The organism is Microbulbifer variabilis, assembly GCF_052468405.1.
Map to the genome: position 1 here is coordinate 3,486,483 of NZ_CP174343.1, position 21,180 is coordinate 3,507,662.

The window sequence follows — 21,180 nt, forward strand, 5'->3', positions numbered from 1 at the left end:
CTAGCACAGTCCACCGAAGAGTGCCGCCTCTGGTACACTGCCCAGCATTGATTTCAGGGCAGTCACACTTTTTATGTCACAGATTTTCCCTAGTGCACCAGTGGATCACTGGTCCAATTTACTATGGGCTGTGGGGAGTCCGGGTATTACTGGCTCACTTGAATCAAGTTTTTTACCCACAACATTGCCATGGTTGCCGGAGAAAAGACGAGAAAGGCTACTGGAGTATTTCGCTCAGTCACAGGTCAACAAGAAACTTTCACCGCAACTCGAGGCATTCCTGCAGCACTATAGCGAGCGCAAACCCACATCCCGATTGGGTGTGTACTTTGAGAGGCTGTGGGCCTTTGTCTTTGAACATCACCCCGACTACCAACTGCTGCACCACAACTTACCTCTGCGTATCGCTGATAAAACATTGGGTGAACTGGACTTTGTGGTACGACACCTCCCCAGTGATACTTGCGAACACTGGGAGGTTGCAGTGAAATTTTACCTGCAGCTACCTGGCCACTTTTGGATTGGCCCTGGGCTCAGGGATCGTCTGGACATCAAGCTGAGGCGTATGGCGGAGCACCAGCTGCCATTAATCCGGCGCCCTGAGGTAGTGTACCTTCTGCAAGATCTAAATTTAAAAATTGAACAGCAGTGGGCCTTGATACCCGGACGTTTGTTTTACGCATTGGAGGGCCCTGCTAAAGCCAGAGGGAAGCTATCAAAACGACAAATGCAATTCTGGTGGGCCGACCCGGATAGCTTCAACCTCTACTTAAGCACTTTCCCTCAATATCAATCTTTACGCTGGTTTTATTTATCTAAACCTACCTGGCTGGCTCCATTGCAACCGGACCTCACTAGCGAAAGTCACTCTGATGAGCTTCCGAAGGCTTTGGACAAAGCCCCTGTTGACCGCCCTCTCTGTGTTGCGGCAAAGGATAAAAGCGGGGAAGTCTGCCGCGGATTCATTGTTCCAAAACACTGGTATCCAGAGGCACTGGCAAGCCTGCCTGGCCACTGAAAACAGAGGTGAGTGTGGTGTACTCAGCGAGCAGCCCAAACAGCCTCTATCCGAAATATCCCTCCTAAAGTTGTCTCCTTTCCTTCCCTGTAACTCGCCTAAGGCAAACAATTTCCGATTACTTATTGACATAGATCAATTTATATTTACAATTTTCAGAAATTTCTGAAATTTAAGAATTCCATGAAACTTTCCAGTCAAGCCCAGGCGTTCGTACTGCATTTCGGCGAGATGGGCAGCCGGTGGGGCTTTAATCGTACTGTCGGCCAGATGTTTGCGTTGCTCACTATCCACCCATCGCCCCTCAATGCAGAGCAACTTGCCCAGGCTCTCAAAATCAGCCGTGGCAATGTGAGTATGGGGCTTAAGGAGTTACAGGCCTGGCGATTGATCGAACTGCACCACCAGCCGGGAGATCGCAAGGATTACTTCACCGCAGCCGGTTCAATCTGGGACCTGGCACGCACAGTCTTTGAAGAGCGCCGAAAACGGGAACTAGACCCAACCCTGAGCCTACTGCGCCAGCTGTTGCTCAATGAGCCCCAGGATGAGCAGGAAGCCCAGGCCCAGGAAAAGATCCAGGAGGTCTACAGCCTATTGGAGTTACTGGAGGAGTTTGCCAATACACTGAGCAAACTGGAGCATGATGACCTGCTTAAATTGATGAAGCTTGGCTCAGGCATCGTCAAGCTGCTGGAACTCAAAAGCAGACTTACAGGTGGAACGTCAAGCTCCGACTAAAAGTACGCCACGGCAATAAAAGAAATACATAGAAGTAGTCAGCCCGGGGATTGAGAAATCCAGCGGGCTACAGAAAAAGCGGTATAGGGATATACCGCCGCCGACCCAGCGTCGGTAACCGCTCAAAAAATACTGGCAGGTCCATACTTCTGCATTGGTGTTTTTTCGGGCACCCCCGGGTTACTCAGGAAGAGTACCCGGTTATCTGGTTAAAAATAGTTCCGACCAGCAGAGGCACCCATGCTAGATACTCTGATCCTCTCCAGAATACAGTTTGCCGCCAACATCAGTTTTCATATTTTATTTCCCACTATCACTATCGCTCTCGCCTGGATTATCGTCTTTTTCAAGCTCCGCTATGACCAGACGAATAATCCTGTTTGGATGCGCGCATATCGATTTTGGGTGAAGATCTTTGCCCTGACATTTGCCCTTGGGGTTGTCAGCGGTATTACCATGTCATTCCAGTTTGGCACCAACTGGCCAGGCTTTATGGCTCAAGTCGGTAATATCGCAGGGCCATTACTGGGTTATGAAGTACTCACTGCTTTTTTCCTCGAGGCCACATTCCTCGGTATTATGCTGTTTGGCATAAACCGCGTTCCCAGCAAAGTTCACACCTTCTCGGCATTTGTTGTAGCCATAGGCACAACACTCTCCGCCTTCTGGATTATCGCTCTTAACTCCTGGATGCAGACCCCTTCTGGCTTTGAAATGCGCGACGGTGTCGCTTACCCAGAAAGCTGGCTCGCAATTATTTTCAATGCCTCTTTTCCCTACCGCCTGACACATATGCTGCTGGCTTCGGGATTAACGGCAGCCTTCTTTGTCGCTGGAATCTCTGCCTATCGCATTCTGAAAGGCGACCCCAAACGCGCCCCGCGCCTGGCATTGAAAACCGGTCTGGTGCTGGCGGCAGTTCTCATTCCTATCCAGATTTTTGTGGGGGATTTACATGGTCTCAATACCTTTGAGCACCAGCCGCAAAAAGTGGCAGCTATGGAAGGTGTATGGGAAACGGAGAGAGGTGCGCCCTTACTGCTATTCGCAATTCCTGATGGCGAGGAGAAAACCAATCACTTCGAGATTGCCATCCCCAAAATGGCCAGCCTGATCCTAACCCACGAGCTGGATGGCGAAGTACGAGGTATTAATGAATTCCCAGGAGACCACCCCCCAGTAGCGCCGGTATTTTTCGCCTTTCGCATTATGGTGGGTGTAGGCCTGTTGATGCTCGCCGTGGCCTGGGGCGGCTGCTACCTGTTATGGCGGCGAAAAGAACTTCCTCGTTGGGCACTGAAAACCCTGGTGGGAATGACCTTTGCCGGCTGGGTAGCGACACTTGCCGGCTGGTATGTAACAGAGATCGGTCGCCAACCCTGGCTTGTTACAGGTGTATTAAAAACCGCTGACGCAGTCACCCAGCTACCTCCCTCTCATGTCGGCTTCTCGTTAACTCTTTACCTGATTGTCTACGTGATCCTTTTATACGCCTATATACACACCCTGAAAGTAATGGCCTTGAAGTCAGTCAAAGTGGAGGAGTTTGAGACACAAGAACCGCTCGCAGGAGGCAGCCTGACCAACCTGCCTCATTCAACCCAGAAGTCGACAAAGGGGGATTCACAATGAGTGAGGGGGCAACTTCCGCTGCCTATTGGCTGCCCGTAATTTTCATTGGCCTGATGGGGCTCGCAGTACTCGTGTACGCTATTCTCGACGGCTACGACCTGGGAGTCGGTATCCTACTTCCTATGGGCGAAGAGGATGAGCCTCAGCGAGACACTATGATCGCCTCAATTGGCCCCTTCTGGGATGCCAATGAAACCTGGCTGGTACTGGCTGTCGGCCTGCTGCTGATCGCCTTTCCAATCGCCCATAACCTAGTATTAATGCACCTTTATATTCCCGCGGCAATTATGTTGGTCGGGCTAATCATGCGAGGTGTGGCATTCGACTTCCGTGCCAAGGCCGCCGTAGGACACAAACTCGCCTGGGACCGAACTTTCAAAGCGGGCTCCCTCACCACCAGTCTCTCCCAGGGCTACATGCTGGGGCAGTATGTCATGGGTTTTACACCCGGCTGGCAGGCACAACTGTTCTCTGCCGTCAGTGCATTGGGTGTTACCGCCGCATACAGCTATATGGGCTCGGCCTGGCTGGTGTTAAAAACCGAAAATGAGCTACAGGCGCGCTCGGTGCGTTGGGCACGCAGGGCCGGTCGCGCAACCCTGCTCGGTGTTCTCTCGGTATCGGTAATCAACCCCTTGGTCAATCCAACCGTCTTTGATCGCTGGTTTACCTATCCGCTGGTAATGTTTGTGCTGCTGATCCCCACCCTTTGCTTCCTGGCCTTTATCTTTAATGATGTCCTGCTGGCAAGAATGCCGAAGAGTAATGACAGACATAGCGCTCTTCCCTTCACTATGGTGGTGATCATCTTCTTGATGTGCTTTATCGGCTTAGCTTTCAGTTTCTTTCCCGATATCGTGCCGGGACAGCTGAATATTTGGCAGGCGGCCAGCGCCACTGCATCACTCAAGTTCATTTTGGTTGGTGCGCTGATTGTTATACCAGTCATTCTTGCCTATACCGCTTTTTCTTACCGGGTATTTCGCGGCAAAGCAACCGAGCTTCACTATCACTGAAGAAATAGTTTCCACTTTCAAGGGGTAGCAACATCTATTCAAATAAAATTTGGTAGCGCGGAACTACCCCACAAATCAAACAAAATCCCCTTGCTCGCCGAAATTGGTACGATAATAATCATCAATTCCAGAAGACAATTTTTTACAAGGAAGTAAAGCGCATTTCTGGCGCTTTCAGATTGCGCTTGTCTAAGGGGGAGGTGAATTTGAACCAAATCGATCGACGGGCTATCAGCCGGCGCGACACTGCTAGTCCGCGCAAACCACAACGTAAGAACGGCCGCGAGAAATACGAGAAGCTTCTCGATGCGCTGGAAACCTTAATCGCTGAGCAGGATTCAACCGATATCAGCCTCGCAAACCTGAGCCAGGTAGCCGGGGTTCCTGCAGCATCTGTCTACCATTTCTTTCCCAGTGTGGATGCCAGCCTTACTGCCCTGGCAGAACGGCACTACAAGTCTTTCGGAGACGTAGTGCTGGGCCATTCAGACTTTTCACCTGCGGAAAGTTGGCAGGATATGCTCAATCAGCTGTGTGATCTGGTACGCAGCTACTATGAAGACAATATTTCTGCACTGAAGGTACACTACGGACCGCAATCCAGCTGGGCATTGCGTCAACTGCAAATGGAAAATAACTGGCGTTTGGCAGACACCTTGATAAAGAATCTGTCTCGCGAGTTTGAACTGCCTCCATCGCAGGATTGGCGCGACCGCTTTATGTGTGCGATCAATATCAATGACTCTTTCTGCTCCCAGGCTTACTCGCGTTTCGGAAGAATAACCGATGAGTCCGCGGCTGAAGGTAAGCGAGCGGCAGCCGCATACTTGAAGCTTTACCTGGGAGAACTGTTACAGAGGCGCCAACTGCGCTTCGCTCCGCTGGAGGCTTCGGCCTAAACAGTGTACAGGCCTCTTTTAGTAGAGGATTCTCAATCCACTCTTGCTTAAAAAATAAACCCGGCAACAAAATTGCCGGGTTTATTTTTGCCCATCACTTATTCGCCACATCCTATTCTTCAATTCCAACAAACTCAAAAACAAATAACCATCACAACCCAAAACCCCTAAATCATTAGCTTTCCAAAAACGAAGGCCTATTTGAAAAAGAAAAATATCATCAACTTCCCAGGTAAGATAAATCACGGAAACTTCTTTAAAAATCACTCGTTTATTACTACTTATTCTTGATTTTTCATCGATATCTGTCATCACAAATTGCCCATCTCAGCCCTAAAAGGGCAGTATTCAATCGACCCATTTGTGACCATCTGGACCCGAACTAGAATTCGTAGTGAAACTCTTACTGGATTAAGTGGAGGTTCTCATATGCCCATTGCCGCGCACGAGCTGGAATCGGACTTCCCAGAGTATGCAGAAACCATCAAGATACTTCTAAGGGATGACCTGCAATTCAAACTGGAGAACGACCTCTACCGAAAACTTGATAAACAAATTCGCGGTCTTCAAGACAGCGGGATAGGCACTGATGACGACCACTACTCCAGCCTAAAAAAACAGCGTGCTTATCTTAAGCAGCATCTCTATAACCGCATCACAGGAATGATTACCCATCATTAATTTGCGATGGCTATTGTCTGGACATTGCCGGCGCCATTCAGCACACTGAAATCACAAGCAATCAGAACAAGTTGATGGCGCCATGCAACTCTACCTGACTTATTCCTCTCCCTTTTCTCGAACTGCCCGTATTGTCGTTCATGAACATAAACTCCAGTCTGTTATCACTGAGCAATTTTCCCATCCATTTCACAATGAACAGGAATTAATCTCCAGCAATCCCCTTGGCAAAGTGCCCTGCCTGAATCTGGACAATGGCAGTGCCATTATGGACAGCGAAGTTATTTGTGCCTACCTGGACAAACAACTTGGAGATGGCCACCTGAGTAAAGCCATGGAGAATGACTGGGATCTGCGCACACTTTACAGCACGACCTCAGGATTGATGGAAACCCTGGTGCAGCGACAAATGGAAAAACTGCGTAAACACGAAGGATTGCACTCAGAGTTCTGGTGGCAACGTTTTAACGACGCAATCACCAGGGCACTGGACTTCCTTGAGTCAAATGTATCAAAGCTCCCCAAACAGCTCAGCCTGATCCATATTAACCTTGGCTCAGCCCTGTCATATCTGGACTTCCGTCATGATGATTTCGATTGGCGCAATGGACGACCACAGTTAACTGCCCTATCGGAAAACCTTGAAGCTCGTGAAAGCTTTCGTGCCACTCACTTGCACGAATAACCCTAGTTTCCACCCTCAGGCCAGGTTTCAATTCCTGGTCTCATAAATTCTTCTCTAAACTGTCATATCCTATCGATAGCCTGAGCGCTTTTTGAGGCGCCGCCATGTCAAATAGATCGAAGAGCCCTTCGTGGATACTTCTACACGGCGCCGCTGTTGTGGCGGTAACTTGTAGCCTTTTCAGTGGATTGCGTATTGCAACCCTGGATAAGCCTGCGCTTATTACTATTGCAGAGCTTCTCCCCCAAGGAGAGGTCCATACTGTTCACTTTGTCTCCGCAATTTTACTTTCCCTGGCCGCTGCAGGATATTTGATCTCACGCATCCCCTATTTTCGAAACCTGTCTGGAATATCGACGCCCAAGCCTATCAATTATCACAGACTAGTTACCTGGGGTGGTGTTTCCCTGCTTATAACTTCACTGTTGAGCGGTTGGATGCTGTTTAACGGCCTGGGCCCACTCCCCTGGTTTCGCTCGATTCACTTTTGTAGCGCCATCGGACTTGTCTTTTATATTTTTATGCACGGCGGTGTTTACCTTATGCAATTTGGCTTGCGTGCACTTCCATTTATCCTCAAACCATCACTGCCCAAAAGACAATACCTTCCTTTAGTTTCACTATCTCTAGGCACGTTCTCCCTTGGCTTTCTTTTAGTGGGAAGCTGGTATTTAATTCACGGATATTCCCATCACCCCCTGGCAGTCGCCGGGATTTCACCAAATACCATCATCAACATCGATGGCATGGCCTCAGAACCACAATGGCAACAGGCTCAAATACTCACCTTACGTACTGATGGTGGGGCCAATTTTTATAAAGGCCGCTCCGATGTGCAGTTAAAGGCCCTGCAAAATGGTCAGGAAATTTTTTTTCATATCACCTGGCAAGATCCCAATGAGAGCCTCGCCCACCTGCCCTTGAAAAAAACTACAGAAGGTTGGGAAATCTTGCAATCAGGCTATAAGATATTTGATGAAAAACGTCATTACGAAGATAAATTCGCAATACTCCTTTCTGAAAACTGCTCTTTCGCCGCAGCTGGCACCGCCCATTTGGGACAATCCCCACTGGCTGATAAACCCGCAAACTGGCACGGCAAAGGCTACCATTACAGTACCTCCGAGCAGGTACATGACCTCTGGCACTGGAAGGCAGTACGTAGCAATAAGATGCACCTGGCTGATGACAACTTTATCGGCAAACCGGATAAAGTGCGTCCCGGTGCACGTCGCTATACCGCAGGTTACCAGCAGGATAGCAAAGAGTCCGGTGCTTATAGAATGAACTGGAAATGGTATTCTCCCACTACAATCACCCCCAAGCGCCTACCTGCAAAAATAGATCAGCTGGCTCCCTATCAGTATTCTCTCCCCCACAGTCAAAGCCCGGATTGGACTATTTCCTGGTTCGATTACCAACCCTATTCTTCAAGTCACGACCAATTCCCATTGGGTACCTTGATGCCCTCGGTTCTGTATACCTCCAATCGCTTTGAGGGCGACCGTGCAGATGTCCGCGCTCGTGGTATCTGGCGCGATGGCCACTGGTCCCTGGAATTGGTGCGCAAACTGGATACCGGCTCTTCCCAAGATATTCCTATTGTGGACGGCATCTGCATGTGGGTCTCCGCCTTTGACCGTGCACAAATTGCCCATACTCGCCACAGCCGCGCCATTCAACTCAGCTTTGATAAAACCTTATGATACTTCGCCTACTTCTGGTCTTCGCTCTACCTTTCACACTGGTTGCGGCAGCAATAGTCCGTGCCCCACAAAATCCTGAGCCACCGGAACATTACTTGGTCAAGGTCAATATGCAGGGGGAGTTACTCGGCGCCTGGGAAGGTCCCTGGTCCTGCGTCTGTGACAAGCGTAGTGGTCTCTTATGGGAAGTAAAAACCGACAACGAGGACATCCACGATGGACGCTGGACCTACTCCTGGTTTATTGATAGCGAAGGCGTTGCCAATAATGGCGACTGCTACTTTGAGCTGAACCGCTGCGATACTGAAGACCTGATCCGGCACACTAATCGCGAGCGCCTGTGTCAAGCAGGCAACTGGCGCCTGCCCACTCTCAGTGAGATCAATACGATTATCAGCAAAGACAATAAACCGGGCAGTCCCACAATTGAGTCCGAGTACTTTCCAAAAACCATGCGAGGCGATTACTGGACCAGTGAAAATAAACAGAAACTGAGCGGTATTTACCGCTATTTAACAGTCGGCGGTACTGCTGTGAATTTTATTGGTGGGGACAGGGTCACAATTCCCTATCGTAATGCCGCATTCGTCCGCTTGGTAACCAGTCGTTCAACAGCCTGTCACAAAGCTCCTCAATAATGCCTGCGCGTTGCTGCCATGCAATCCACCCCCCCTCCAGGCCGCGACGCTCTCACAAAAATGGTCCCAATTTCCAAAGGATTTCTCTAATGAGACGATATTTTGGCAGTGCTCTTACAATCTCGGCGTTGTTACTTACAATGGGTGCCAGTGCCGCAACCAAACATTACAGGCTCTCTTGGGATGGTGATGCTTCCAGCAGCGCAGTGATTGGCTTTTCACCTGACGGCAGTAGCAATAACCCCTACCTAAACTATGGCTACTCCACCGACGAAAGTAACTGGAATAGTGCCTATGTCAGCAACAGCGAAAGCTTCGATGGCGGTATCACCAGTCACTTCGTGCGCTTACAGGATTTAAATGCAGACTCCCCCGTTTATTTTCGTATCTGTGATCAAGATGGCTGCGGGGATCGTTTTTGGTTCCGGACTGCACCTGCGCACAATTCCCCATTTGTAGTGGTTGCCGGCGGTGATACCCGAACTGGCCATACCACCCGCCGGCAGGGAAATGAGCTGCTCGCAAAAATTCGCCCCCTCGCCGTTATGCACGGTGGAGACTTTACCAACGCGAATAGTGCATCGGAAATGCGTGAGTTTCTGGACGACTGGGAGCTGACTTATTCCAGCGATAATATCGATGGTTACAGTTACAAACGCATCTACCCGTTAATTCCCACACACGGCAATCATGAGGACGATAATTATTCCACCATCTGCCAGGTCTTCGGCGTGGACTTTAATGGCGACGGTGACTGCACTCCCAGCGACACCTATGGTGCTGTGCAGGTTTCTCCCCTATTGCGTGTATATACCCTCAACAGCCAGTTCCAGAACAGTGGCTGGTCCTCCTATGCAACTGCCATGAATAACTGGCTTGAAAGTGACTTATCAGCATCAGGCAGTGCTGCCAGCTGGCGCTTTGCGCAATACCATAAGCCTTTATTTCCCCACTACACAGGCAAGTCTGACAACCCCACCCTGTTCAGCTGGTGGGCACAGCCTTTCTACGATTACGCCATGAACCTGGTAGTGGAGTCCGATACCCACCTCACCAAACTTACCGAGGCAGTCATCCCAAGTGGTAGTAACTTCTCCACAACCACTTCCGGCGGCACTGTCTATGTCGGGGAGGGCAGCTGGGGGGCTCCGGCCCGGTCTGCCAACGATGCCAAGTCCTGGACTATCGACATGGCCAGTATCCAGCAATTCAAAGTAATTCAGGTGAGTGCAGAGGAACTGGTGGTGCGTACTGCCGAATTTAACGATACCGCCAGCACCTTATCGCGAGAAGATCGCACCGCAGATCCACTGGTATTACCCAGTAATGTGAATTGGTGGAGTGCCAACCGTATCGGTGAGGCCATGACTTTAATACGCAACAACGCGGACCGCAGCGTTATTTCTGAAGATGGCAGCGGCAGCAACAACTTTATATTGCCAGTGACTGACGATGTGTTTATTTCTTCACGCTACTCATCCAGTAATTTTGATGGGGATTCCGGTGGGCTGCTTGCCGATGGCAGTGACTCCACTTTTGGTACCCTGTACTCGCTGATCAAGTTCGACCTCTCAGACCTCACCGCCTGTAGCTCGATCAATACCGCCACATTGGAGCTGAATGTCACCAATAGGTCCGGCAATACCTACGGTGTTTACCTGGCCGCAAATGATTGGCAAGAGGAGTCTGTAACCTGGAACTCCGTTGGCGGTTCCTCGGTGCGCGATGACCTGGCAGAGAGTTTTGTCCCGTTCTACACAGGTGTTGAGCGAATCGACCTGACTTCTTCAGGGCTTATAGAAAGCTGGATAAATAGTGGCAATACCGGCCTGGTTATCGCTCCCCGCTCAGGCAGCAACGGGGTCGACTTCACCTCCAAGGAAACCGGTACCTCGGCGAAGTTAACGGTTGAGGCCGACTGCACCACTATTGCCGGACCTCTACCCAAAGCTGTAAAAACCGATGATTTTACTTTGCTATGGCGTAACGAGATTAAAGTTCCGGTCAAACTTATCGAAGAGCCTGCCGAATTTAATCAGGGCCAGGGGATTGCCACTCACCTTCAAGCGGCCCTCCCTGATCATGGTGGGCGCACCTACCAAGCCGCCAAACATCAAACGCAGATCGGTGCTGCTCAAGGCGAGGCTGGCTGAGGGATCATCACTGTGCCGACCGGGATAGCCATGTAACACCCCGTTCTGCACCACGACCAGGTATTTCTCGCTGGTGTCGGTCATATCAATATTCAGGCGGATCTCCGCATCCGCCGCTTTCTCTCCGTTTAGTCGCACGGCCATGGCATCGAATAACAGCTGCAAGGGCACCCTGGCGACTATTTCCTCAGCCGGCAATACCTCTTCTCGAAATTCAACACCATGACGCAATTCTTTCGCACCTGAGAGGTAAAAATTGCGCCAAATACCGGATTCTGCCTGGTAACCCAGCTGCTCCAGGCTGTCGGCTAGCAGGTAACGGGCCTGGTCGTTATCCGGCTCGGCAAAAACCAAATGCTTCAGTACCATGGCCACCCAGCGGTAGTTACCGCGAGCAAAGTCCCGCCGTGCCCGCGCCATAATGCTTTCCTCCCCCCCCATATATTCCACATAGCGCTGAGCCGCCTCTTCCTGGGGAACCGGGTGCAGGTTAGCCGGATTGCCATCGAAATAACCTAAATAGCGATTGTATACAGCCTTGGCACCGACATTAACCGTGCCGTAATACCCTCGGTTAGCCCAGGCCTGTGAAAGGCTTTCAGGCAATTCCAGCCTCTCAGCAACTTCGATCATGTCATAGCCGTGATTGGCGAGGCGCAGCGTTTGGTCGTGGATATATTTGTACAGGTCCCGCTGCTTGGCGAGATAATCCATAGCCTCCCCTTTCCCCCAGGTAGGCCAGTGATGGCTACTGAATACTACTTCTGTCTCCCCACCAAACTTCTCCATCGCAAATTCAATGTAACGACTCCAGGCCAGGGCGTCTCTTGTTTTGGCACCACGCAGGGTATAGATATTGTGCAGTGTATGGTTGGCTATTTCACTCATACATAACGCTTTAAACTGGGGAAAGAAAAATACCATTTCAGTCGGCGCTTCCGCCCCCGGAGTATTAATAAACTCAATCTCCACGCCGTCAATTTTCATTTGTGCACCGGCTTCAGGGATTACAACCGTTGGTGTGGCAATGCCATGCTCACCATCGGATACCCGGTTGCCAAGCCCTGAAGAAACAAACCCATCAGGGCTTGAGGGCAAGAGGTCACCAAACTGGTATAAGGCGCGCCGTTGCATCACATTGCCAGAGCGCACATTCTCGCTGATCGCTTCCTCTGCAAATCCCTCTGGAGCAATAATATCAATCGAACCACTCTGCAGTTGCTCAGCCGTCAGGACCCCCGTCACCCCGGCAAAATGATCCGCGTGGCTATGGGTAAAAATCACCGCGCTGACCGGCCTCTCTCCCAGAGATTTATTGGCCAGGGCGAGCGCCGCAGACGCAGTTTCCGCAGATGTCAGGGGATCGATAACAATCCAGCCGTTATCCCCCTTTACCAGGGTCATATTCGCCAGGTCCAGGGAGCGCACCTGGTAGATACCATCCACCACCTTAAACAACCCATTGTTCAACGCGTTGAGCTGGGCCTGCCGCCATAAGCTGGGGTTTACCGTATGAGCAGAACTACCTTGCAGGAACTGCATCTGGGATAAACCATACACCTCACGTCCCTCAGTATTTTTAATCTGGGCGCCGGGAATAGTGGCAATAAATCCTCGTTTGGCCAGTTCAAAATCTGTCTTATCAGTAAATGGTAAGCGATCAGAAACTGTTTGGTTGTGGACGATAGTTGCCTTCGAGGCAGGCTTTATTTCAGCATTGAAGATATCAATACCGGCTTCGGGTTCACTGCCACAGGCAATGAGGAAAAGTGATAACAATAATATCAATGAACGCATAGAGGCTCCCCCAGGCTGGTTACGCATGACACTCCATTTCCATACTTAAGACAGGAGAGGGTAACCAGATACAAAATGGTCCCCCACTCTAATTCCCTGAAACCTCGGTGGAATTCTGCCAACGAAAGACAGAAAAAGTCACACCATTCAAAAGGAAAGCTATTTGTTGTTTTTGCCGCCGAAATTTAGTTGGCGCAAATTAAGCCAAATCCGCTGTAAGAACCTTGATATTCAAGCGACGAAATAAGTAGTAATTTATATTTCTTCAAGGCGGCAGAAAAAACCGTTACGACCAAGTCAACAAACAATAATTTCCAGCGCCCCTATAAATCAGCTTAAAAATGAAATACGCGAAATTTAACCCTGCTCTTGAGCAACCCTTCACGATTAACAAACAGGATTTAACCAGACGTTGAAAAGACAGGCATATACTGTGCGCTGGCACTTGAGATAGCAGAATAAAGGTAACCAAGTCGCCAATATAGTCTATATAACCCTTTTGACTCCGGCAGTGAAGGACTCACACCCGGTATAGAGCCGAGGTCTGCATTTCAAATGGTATGGAGATAATTTCAATGCTAATAAAAAGACCCCCACTCTGTGGCGCACTGATAATCGCCATGTCACTGCTGACGCTAAAATCCTTTGCCGCCAATGAGGAGGAAGTTGTGACTGATCCTGTAATTCGCCAAGGCCCTGTGGAGGGTCAGCCAAAGTCCAATCAGTTCTGGTGGCCCAACCAGCTGGATCTTAGACCCCTGCGCCAGCACTCACCCAGGTCCAACCCCATGGGGGATGACTTTAACTACGCAGAAGAATTTAAAACGCTGGATTTAAAAGCAGTCAAAAATGATATCGAGGCCCTGCTCAAAACCTCCCAGGACTGGTGGCCTGCAGACTTTGGCCACTACGGCCCATTTATGATTCGCATGGCCTGGCATAGTGCAGGCACTTATCGTATCGACGATGGCCGGGGTGGTGCCGGTGGTGGACAGCAGCGTTTCGATCCCCTTAACAGCTGGCCAGATAATGCCAATCTGGATAAAGCTCGCAGGTTGCTCTGGCCCATCAAACAAAAATACGGTCGCAAGCTGTCCTGGGCAGACCTGATGATTCTCACAGGCAATGTCTCACTGGAATCCATGGGATTTGAAACTTTCGGCTTTGCGGGTGGACGTATCGATGACTGGGAACCTGACCTGGTTTACTGGGGGCCGGAAACCGAGTGGCTCGCAGACGAGCGCTATACGGGTAACCGCCAGCTGGAAAAGCCGCTCGGTGCGGTACAAATGGGGTTGATTTATGTCAACCCTGAGGGGCCGAATGGCAAACCCGATCCGGTAGCTGCCGCCGTAGACATTCGCGAAACCTTTGGCCGTATGGCCATGAACGATGAAGAGACAGTGGCACTAATTGCCGGCGGTCACACCTTCGGTAAAGCTCATGGAGCCGTCAAGGCCGACTGCCTGGGACCAGAGCCTGCCGCAGCTCCCACAGAACAGCAGGGGCTCGGCTGGAAAAACAAGTGTGGTAAAGGCAATGCGGATGACACCATGACTTCTGGCCTGGAAGGTGCCTGGTCTGCAGCACCAATTACCTGGAGCCAACAATACCTGAATAACCTGTTCAACTTTAACTGGGTAAAAACCAAGAGCCCTGCAGGCGCGGTACAGTGGATACCTGATGATTCCGCTGCCGCCAATCTTGTGCCTGACGCCTTCGATAAAAACAAACGTCATGCGCCAATCATGTTTACTACTGATCTGGCACTGAAGTTTGATCCAAGTTACAAGGAAATTGCCCAACGCTTCCAGAAAAACCCTGAGGACTTTAAACGCGCCTTTGCTAAAGCCTGGTTCAAACTGACCCACCGGGATATGGGACCCAAAGCACGCTACCTGGGTATTGAAGTACCCGAGGAGGCCCTAATCTGGCAGGACCCCATTCCCAAAGTGGATTATCCCCTGGTCAATGACAGCGATATTGATAACCTTAAGTCGGCAATCCTCAACTCTGGCTTAACGATTCCTGAACTGGTGAGAACTGCATGGGGATCAGCTTCCACCTTCCGCGGCTCCGATATGCGTGGCGGAGCGAATGGAGCGCGCATTCGCCTGGAGCCACAAAAGCAGTGGCCGGTAAATGATCCCGCCGAATTGGCAAAGGTGCTGACGCAGTTGGAAAAAATTCAACAGGACTTTAATAGCAATCAATCCGGCGGCAAGAAAGTCTCGCTTGCCGACCTGATCGTGCTCGGCGGCTCCGCTGCCATTGAGAAAGCCGCTGCCGAGGGTGGAAACAATATCAAAGTACCCTTCAGGCCTGGCAGGGCTGATGCAAGCCAAGAGCAAACCGATGTGAAATCTGTTGCGGTACTAGAGCCCACCGCCGATGGATTCCGCAACTATTTCGCTAAAGATAACAGCAGAACGCCCACGGAAATGCTGGTGGATCGCGCTAGCCTACTCACCTTAAGCGTGCCCGAGATGACAGTCCTGGTAGGAGGAATGCGTGCGCTCAATGCCAATACCAGCGGATCTCCCAACGGGGTTTTCACCGATCGCCCCGGTGTACTCACTAATGATTTCTTTGTTAACTTACTGGACATGTCCACCGAGTGGAAGAAGTCTGAAAAGTCAGAAGGGCTTTATGAAGGCAAGGATCGTAAAACTGGCAAAGATAAGTGGACTGCCACCTCAGTGGATCTGATATTCGGTTCCAACTCAGAGCTACGAGCAGTGGCTGAAGTCTATGGTTCCAATGACTCCCAGGAAAAATTTACCCAGGATTTCGTCAAAGCCTGGACGAAGGTGATGAATCTGGACAGATTTGATGAAGTTAATCGATAGCTAAAATCTATTTTTTAATTAGTCCCTATTATCCATACCGGGCAGGTATGCCCGGTATGGATTTTGAATTAAGCCATAGAGTATTTCTATACATCCTGAGTGATCGGAAATTTTGCTCCTCTGTAAGTTGGCCCCTAAAAACAACTTCAAAGAAAAAATTAATCAGTAAAAAAGCCAGGGCTAGCCCTGGCTTTTTTACTGATTTACAAATCAATTATAGAAATTTAGCTTCTTTAGTCTGCCTTAACTATCATCGCGAAGGTGTTGATCAAAGAATTCCTTAATCATAGTGTACTGATGAATACGAGTTTGCTTGCCACGTAAACTATGCTTCTTACCTGGATAGGTCATAAGTTCAAACTGTTGGCCATTATCCTGCAACTGTTTAATCAGACGTGTAGTGTTGGTAAACAAAACATTGTCATCTGCCATCCCGTGATAAATCAGCAGAGGACCTTTCAGTCCATTCGAATAGGGAAATACAGAGGAAGCCTGGTAGGCCTCAGCATCTGTATTGGGATTACCCATGTAGCGCTCGGTATAGTGAGTATCATAAAGCATCCAATCGGTCACAGGAGCACCAGAAACGCCAGCTTTAAAATAATCTCCGGCCTTAAACATACTCATTAGTGCCATGTAGCCACCGTAACTGTGGCCATAGATACCAATATTATTGCTATCAACAAAAGGTAGTGTGCGCAGGAATTTAACACCTGTTACCTGGTCCTCTACCTCCGGGCCTCCCATATTTTTGAAAATGGGATTTTCAAACGCTGTACCCCGGTTTGCAGAACCACGGTTATCCAGAGAGAAAACGATGTAACCCTGTTGAGCCATAAATTGGTTGATGTGCTTGTCCCAACTATTGGTTACTACCTGAGCGTGGGGACCACCATAAACAAATACCATGACCGGGTAACGTTTACTCTCATCAAAATTGGCCGGCTTATATAGGCGGTAATTAAGCTTATGTCCCTGTGGAGCTTTGATAGTGCCAAACTCCGGAGTAATCCACTGCTCCATATAAGGAAATAAGGGATGCCCTTCAACAACAGCGTTCTCCTCCAGCCAGGTTATCAGCTCGCCACTTGAGCGGTGTAAACTTACCTGTGGAGGAGTAGTTATGCTGGTGAATTTATCGATGTAACCTGAACCATCCTCAGCAAACTCAATACCGTGCATACCACTGCGTGTGGATATTCTCTGAATACCCCCATCACCTTTTATTGGTACACTATAAAGGTGCCTTTCTATGTCAGAATCCTTACGGCCACTGAAATACACAACATCTTTCTTTTCATCCACAGCTTCCAGCTCATCAACTATCCAATCACCAACAGTTAATTGCTTCTGTAGTTTTCCATTTAAACTGTACAAATAGAGGTGCTTGAAACCATCTCGCTCAGATGACCAGATAAATTGGTCACTGTTTTCCAGGAAAAATAAATCATCGCTGAGGTTTACCCAGGTGTCACTGGATTCTTTTAACAGATTGCGGGTCTTGCCGTTATTGAGATCAAAAACACGAAGCTCAAGTTTCTGCTGATCCCGAGACTGCCATTGAAAAGTCAGTAAATTATCGCGAGCCCAATCTACTCGGGGAATATAAATATCCTGCTCTTCCCCCAGGTTTACCCAACGGGTTTTTCCAGACGCCACCTCCATCACACCCAGGCGAACCTTAACATTAGCTCGCCCTGCTGCGGGATAACGCTGGCTTATCATATCGATGCGATCTGCATATATCTCGCTGCGGATCACTTCATCTACAGGGGACTCATCAACCTGTAGGAAAGCAATATGGCGGTCGTCTGGAGACCACCAATAACCTGTCATACGATCCATTTCTTCCTGGGCAACAAACTCGGCCATGCCATTTTTGATAGGCCCATTTCCATCGCTGGTTAGCGCACGCTCTTTACCACTTTTCAGGTTGACGACAAAAATATCCTGATCACGAATAAAAGAGACATATCGCCCTTTCGGGGAAACACGAACATCGGTCTCAAAAGCTTCGGTTTCAGTCAAGCGCCGCGCGGATTTCTTATCCAAATTGTAATAATAAACATCTCCTGCCAGCGGAAATAACAAGGATTTCCCATCCTCAGACCAGCTGTATTCCATAATACCGCTGCCATAGATTCTTTGACGCTCACGTCGGGCTTTTTCCTCATCGGATAACACTTCATCGCCGCTGTGCAGGCTGTCAGATTTCACCAGGATACGGGACTGCCTATCGGCAATGTTGTACTCCCATAAATCGTAGCGGTTGTAATCTTCATCCCGTCCCTTCAGAAAAGTTACCCGACTACCATCGGGAGAGTACTCAAGGGCACGGGGCGCTGTGCCCCCAAGGGCCGGATCGGAGAATATTCGTTCAATAGTCAACGTATCCGCGGAACAGAGTCCCGCAAAGGTTGTGCAGCTAAGCAGGGCAAGCAGTTTTCTTTTCATAGAAGGGCTCTTTGTTTTAGTGTTTTATGCTAGGCGCAAATCTGCGGTGAGAAGGGCGTAAGACCGCTTTCTCTGCAAGCAACAAAGTCCTTGAATTCTACAATGTAATCTCCAGATAACGGAGGGGATCGAGCTCTCCTTCTGAATTTAACAGAGTGACAATCAAACCTTCTGTAATTGCCTTCCTTTACCGTCATTTACTCTGCACCAAGTATGTTTACAGTGCCTGAAGACAGTCTTGGAGCTGGCTTTTGCGAAACAAAAACAGTGAGAGATGTACCTTGTTTCTTCCATTAAAACAATTCTCACCTCCTTCCATAACAACTCGATCCCAAAGCGAGACTCTTCCCAATGACCACCGCGAACCCAATCACAATCGATTCACTTTCTTATCTAACTTTGAGGCAGACCCTGTAGTCGGGGCAGGCAAGATGATAGAGGGACCATCTAAGTGTGCGACGGTGAAAAGCGTAGGACCCTGCCAAAATGGGCAATTTAAACCCCAAAATAAGCAATCAAATAGCACAATAAGCCGTATATTGAACTCAAACCCCTGAATAAATTTTATTTTGAAAGAGTATTTTGGATTTCAGTGAACCATTGTGTGTGGCCGAATATTACTGGAAGCTTCTATCGAGATCTAAAATCGACCATACGCCCAGTATCATAGGTTGTCGGTGCCGATCTCCCCGTCTAAGTAACCTTTCCCTGATCCCCAGCTTGAAACTACCAAAACAAAACACTCTCCCTTGCATTCCAAGACGATCGGTCATATATTGAACATTAGTTAATAGACGACCGGTCTAATTTTAATGGCTCGACCACGTAAAAGCGGAAACACCAAAGAAGCATTGTTAGAAACAGGCACCGCAATGCTGACCAGCCAGGGATATCACGGCACTGGTATCAAGCAGGTGCTGGATACAGTAGGCGTACCCAAAGGTTCGTTCTACAACTATTTCCCCAGTAAAGAGGCCTTCGTAGCCAGCATTATTCACCGCTACGGCCAACAGATTGATGCGGAACTAGCGCAGACGAAATTAAACATGGATCAGGCACCCGGCTTGATCCAGCTTTGGTGCTGCTTTCAAAACCGTGTTCAGAACAAAGTAAAAGTTGGCCAGTCTTGTGCCTGTCTGCTCGGAGCGATGTCGGCCGAGGTAGCCCAGGCCAGCCCTCTTTGCCGTGAAGCCATTGAGTCTGTAGAGCACAGGTGGCTGGCAAATCTTCAATCGATATTACATTTGGCCCAAGATCAAGGAGATCTACGCAGTGACGTCCCCGCCGATAACCTTGCGACACTGTGTTATAGCGTTTGGCAGGGCAGTATTCTGCAATACCAGGTATCCGGTGATCCCAATGATTTACTCAGACAACTACGGACTTTTTTTAGCACCTTGGTGACGCAACAAGGAGCACAAACACTGGCCAGCATTAAAACTTACAGGCAGGACATTCATTTTGAAAAATAGCACTAGCGCCTTAAAAAACACCGATCGAGCTACACCTCTCGCTCGCCCACTGAGTATTCTGCCGGGAACCAGTGTGAAAAACCGCTTGTTTAAATCTGCTATGAGTGAGCAATTAGCGGATCCCAATCATGCCCCCACCAAGGAGCTGATTCACTTATATCGCACATGGTCAGAAGGGGGCACAGGTTTACTGGTCACCGGTAACGTCATGGTTGATCGTACCGCTCTGGGTGAACCGCGGAATGTGGTATTAGACGAGGAGTCAGACCTTTCTCTGTTCCGGAAATGGGCCGAAGCCGGGCGCCAAAACGGTACGCAAATCTGGATGCAATTAAATCATCCAGGCAAGCAAACACCCAACTTTTTAAGCACTGAACCCGTCGCACCATCTGCAATTCCACTGGCTAACGGCTTAGAGAAGACCTTCAACTGCCCTAGAGAACTCACCGAAAATGAAATAGTTATTATCATTAAAAAATTCGCCTGGGCCGCCGCACAGGCAAAAGAATTTGGATTTACCGGAGTTCAGATACATGCTGCTCATGGTTATCTGATCAATCAGTTTCTATCCCCTCACCACAATCGGCGAAATGATCAGTGGGGAGGTACCTTAGAAAATCGCATACGGTTTTTACGCGAGGTATATAGCGCTATTCGCGAAGCGGTTGGTGAAGATTTTCCGGTAGGCGTAAAACTCAATTCAGCAGATTTTCAAAAGGGTGGATTCAGTGAAGAGGAATCCATGCAGGTTCTAAAAGCCCTGCAGGATGAAGGTATTAACTTAATTGAAATCTCCGGCGGCAACTATGAAAACCCAAGTATGGTTGGTGCCAATGTGAAGGAAAGTACTATAAAGCGAGAGGCCTATTTTCTCGATTATGCAGAAAAGGCACGAGCACAGCTGCAAATTCCCGTCGTAGTCACCGGCGGCTTCCGTTCCGCAGCTGCCATGGAGGCCGCCCTTGTATCAAATGCCGTGGATATGATTGGCCTTGCCCGCCCATTAGCGGTTGACCCACGGCTATCGCACAAACTTTTATCAGATGGCAACCATAAGATAACATTGAAAAAGCTCACCACAGGTATTCCCAACCTGGATTTTATGGCTATGCTGGATGTCACTTGGTACGAACAACAGCTGGCCCTTATTGGCAAGGGAAAGCCAACGAAACCAAATATGAGTGCTTGGACCTCAGTATTAAAAACGCTGACTGCTGTCGGATTACTTTCTTTTCAGAGGCGACGAGCCTGATAAAACTTTATTGCGCCTGGGAGTACTATAGTTCCTCACCGTAAATCACAGCAGATAACTGAGGCAATACAAGGACGTACCGCCGCCGGCCAAAACCAGGGCGAGTTCGTGATAAACAAGGAGTTTTAAATGCCTGTAACAACATTTTGTTGTCAGATTATGGCTTTTCTACAGGTCTTTGTAACTG

General features: G+C 49.2%; 15 protein-coding genes and 1 pseudogene. 13 read left to right on the top strand and 3 right to left on the bottom strand.

Annotated features, from left to right (window positions below):
• Positions 1 to 73: 73 nt before the first annotated feature.
• The 5 genes from ACJJJB_RS15855 (at position 74) to ACJJJB_RS15875 (ending at position 5,306) form a co-directional block, all read left to right on the top strand.
• A complete protein-coding gene (locus tag ACJJJB_RS15855; protein ID WP_445365137.1) occupies positions 74 to 1,018 on the top strand; it encodes a DUF1853 family protein in 945 nt (314 codons plus the stop codon).
• 183 nt (positions 1,019 to 1,201) lie between these two features.
• Positions 1,202 to 1,759 (top strand): GbsR/MarR family transcriptional regulator, encoded by a 558-nt coding sequence (locus ACJJJB_RS15860; protein WP_020414562.1) that lies wholly within the window; start codon positions 1,202 to 1,204, stop codon positions 1,757 to 1,759.
• A 240-nt stretch (positions 1,760 to 1,999) separates the two neighbouring features.
• Positions 2,000 to 3,391, top strand: a complete 1,392-nt coding sequence (locus ACJJJB_RS15865) for a cytochrome ubiquinol oxidase subunit I (RefSeq protein WP_020414561.1) — start codon at positions 2,000 to 2,002, stop codon at positions 3,389 to 3,391.
• Positions 3,388 to 4,407: a cytochrome d ubiquinol oxidase subunit II gene (locus ACJJJB_RS15870; protein ID WP_020414560.1), complete on the top strand. Its 1,020-nt coding sequence runs from the start codon at positions 3,388 to 3,390 to the stop codon at positions 4,405 to 4,407. Before ACJJJB_RS15865 ends, ACJJJB_RS15870 begins: the two co-directional genes overlap by 4 nt.
• A gap of 206 nt (positions 4,408 to 4,613) precedes the next feature.
• Positions 4,614 to 5,306, top strand: coding sequence for a TetR/AcrR family transcriptional regulator (locus ACJJJB_RS15875; protein ID WP_157533611.1), 693 nt, complete (start codon positions 4,614 to 4,616; stop codon positions 5,304 to 5,306).
• An 81-nt stretch (positions 5,307 to 5,387) separates the two neighbouring features.
• Here the strand turns inward: ACJJJB_RS15875 and ACJJJB_RS15880 are convergent, their stop codons facing one another.
• Positions 5,388 to 5,618, bottom strand: coding sequence for a hypothetical protein (locus tag ACJJJB_RS15880; RefSeq protein ID WP_445365138.1), 231 nt, complete (start codon positions 5,616 to 5,618; stop codon positions 5,388 to 5,390).
• Between the two features lie 117 nt (positions 5,619 to 5,735).
• Here ACJJJB_RS15880 and ACJJJB_RS15885 point away from each other — a divergent pair, with 117 nt between their 5' ends.
• The 5 genes and pseudogenes from ACJJJB_RS15885 to ACJJJB_RS15905 form a co-directional block, all read left to right on the top strand.
• Positions 5,736 to 5,987, top strand: coding sequence for an HP1242/YdcH family protein (locus ACJJJB_RS15885; RefSeq protein ID WP_020414557.1), 252 nt, complete (start codon positions 5,736 to 5,738; stop codon positions 5,985 to 5,987).
• A gap of 82 nt (positions 5,988 to 6,069) precedes the next feature.
• Positions 6,070 to 6,672 (top strand): glutathione S-transferase family protein, encoded by a 603-nt coding sequence (locus ACJJJB_RS15890; protein WP_353375672.1) that lies wholly within the window; start codon positions 6,070 to 6,072, stop codon positions 6,670 to 6,672.
• Between the two features lie 104 nt (positions 6,673 to 6,776).
• Positions 6,777 to 8,378: an ethylbenzene dehydrogenase-related protein gene (locus ACJJJB_RS15895; protein ID WP_445365139.1), complete on the top strand. Its 1,602-nt coding sequence runs from the start codon at positions 6,777 to 6,779 to the stop codon at positions 8,376 to 8,378.
• Positions 8,375 to 9,016 (top strand): Lcl C-terminal domain-containing protein, encoded by a 642-nt coding sequence (locus ACJJJB_RS15900; protein ID WP_020414554.1) that lies wholly within the window; start codon positions 8,375 to 8,377, stop codon positions 9,014 to 9,016. The genes ACJJJB_RS15895 and ACJJJB_RS15900 overlap by 4 nt, the downstream gene beginning before the upstream one ends.
• A gap of 140 nt (positions 9,017 to 9,156) precedes the next feature.
• Positions 9,157 to 10,914: pseudogene (locus tag ACJJJB_RS15905) on the top strand (DNRLRE domain-containing protein); the annotation flags it as partial.
• Positions 10,915 to 10,992: 78 nt separating this feature from the next.
• Here the strand turns inward: ACJJJB_RS15905 and ACJJJB_RS15910 are convergent.
• A complete protein-coding gene (locus tag ACJJJB_RS15910; RefSeq protein ID WP_445365140.1) occupies positions 10,993 to 12,966 on the bottom strand; it encodes an alkyl/aryl-sulfatase in 1,974 nt (657 codons plus the stop codon).
• A 575-nt stretch (positions 12,967 to 13,541) separates the two neighbouring features.
• On the opposite strand from ACJJJB_RS15910, the gene katG reads away from it, so the two are divergent.
• Positions 13,542 to 15,815, top strand: a complete 2,274-nt coding sequence (katG, locus tag ACJJJB_RS15915; RefSeq protein WP_020414551.1) for a catalase/peroxidase HPI — start codon at positions 13,542 to 13,544, stop codon at positions 15,813 to 15,815.
• A 243-nt stretch (positions 15,816 to 16,058) separates the two neighbouring features.
• On the opposite strand, the gene ACJJJB_RS15920 is transcribed toward katG, so the two are convergent.
• Positions 16,059 to 18,269: a S9 family peptidase gene (locus ACJJJB_RS15920; RefSeq protein WP_282952439.1), complete on the bottom strand. Its 2,211-nt coding sequence runs from the start codon at positions 18,267 to 18,269 to the stop codon at positions 16,059 to 16,061.
• 812 nt (positions 18,270 to 19,081) lie between these two features.
• Between ACJJJB_RS15920 and ACJJJB_RS15925 the strand changes: the two genes are divergently transcribed.
• Positions 19,082 to 19,741: a TetR/AcrR family transcriptional regulator gene (locus tag ACJJJB_RS15925; RefSeq protein ID WP_444900963.1), complete on the top strand. Its 660-nt coding sequence runs from the start codon at positions 19,082 to 19,084 to the stop codon at positions 19,739 to 19,741.
• Positions 19,731 to 20,993: an NADH:flavin oxidoreductase/NADH oxidase family protein gene (locus tag ACJJJB_RS15930; RefSeq protein WP_353375667.1), complete on the top strand. Its 1,263-nt coding sequence runs from the start codon at positions 19,731 to 19,733 to the stop codon at positions 20,991 to 20,993. The genes ACJJJB_RS15925 and ACJJJB_RS15930 overlap by 11 nt, the downstream gene beginning before the upstream one ends.
• Positions 20,994 to 21,180 lie beyond the last annotated feature (187 nt).

Excerpts from the sequence above, each read along its gene's own strand:
- ACJJJB_RS15855 (WP_445365137.1), top strand. The coding sequence starts at position 74 with ATGTCACAGATTTTCCCTAGTGCACCAGTGGATCACTGGTCCAATTTA.
- ACJJJB_RS15860 (WP_020414562.1), top strand. The coding sequence starts at position 1,202 with ATGAAACTTTCCAGTCAAGCCCAGGCGTTCGTACTGCATTTCGGCGAG.
- ACJJJB_RS15865 (WP_020414561.1), top strand. The coding sequence starts at position 2,000 with ATGCTAGATACTCTGATCCTCTCCAGAATACAGTTTGCCGCCAACATC.
- ACJJJB_RS15870 (WP_020414560.1), top strand. The coding sequence starts at position 3,388 with ATGAGTGAGGGGGCAACTTCCGCTGCCTATTGGCTGCCCGTAATTTTC.
- ACJJJB_RS15880 (WP_445365138.1), bottom strand. The coding sequence starts at position 5,618 with ATGACAGATATCGATGAAAAATCAAGAATAAGTAGTAATAAACGAGTG.
- ACJJJB_RS15885 (WP_020414557.1), top strand. The coding sequence starts at position 5,736 with ATGCCCATTGCCGCGCACGAGCTGGAATCGGACTTCCCAGAGTATGCA.
- ACJJJB_RS15890 (WP_353375672.1), top strand. The coding sequence starts at position 6,070 with ATGCAACTCTACCTGACTTATTCCTCTCCCTTTTCTCGAACTGCCCGT.
- ACJJJB_RS15895 (WP_445365139.1), top strand. The coding sequence starts at position 6,777 with ATGTCAAATAGATCGAAGAGCCCTTCGTGGATACTTCTACACGGCGCC.
- ACJJJB_RS15900 (WP_020414554.1), top strand. The coding sequence starts at position 8,375 with ATGATACTTCGCCTACTTCTGGTCTTCGCTCTACCTTTCACACTGGTT.
- ACJJJB_RS15910 (WP_445365140.1), bottom strand. The coding sequence starts at position 12,966 with ATGCGTTCATTGATATTATTGTTATCACTTTTCCTCATTGCCTGTGGC.
- katG (WP_020414551.1), top strand. The coding sequence starts at position 13,542 with ATGCTAATAAAAAGACCCCCACTCTGTGGCGCACTGATAATCGCCATG.
- ACJJJB_RS15920 (WP_282952439.1), bottom strand. The coding sequence starts at position 18,269 with ATGAAAAGAAAACTGCTTGCCCTGCTTAGCTGCACAACCTTTGCGGGA.
- ACJJJB_RS15925 (WP_444900963.1), top strand. The coding sequence starts at position 19,082 with ATGGCTCGACCACGTAAAAGCGGAAACACCAAAGAAGCATTGTTAGAA.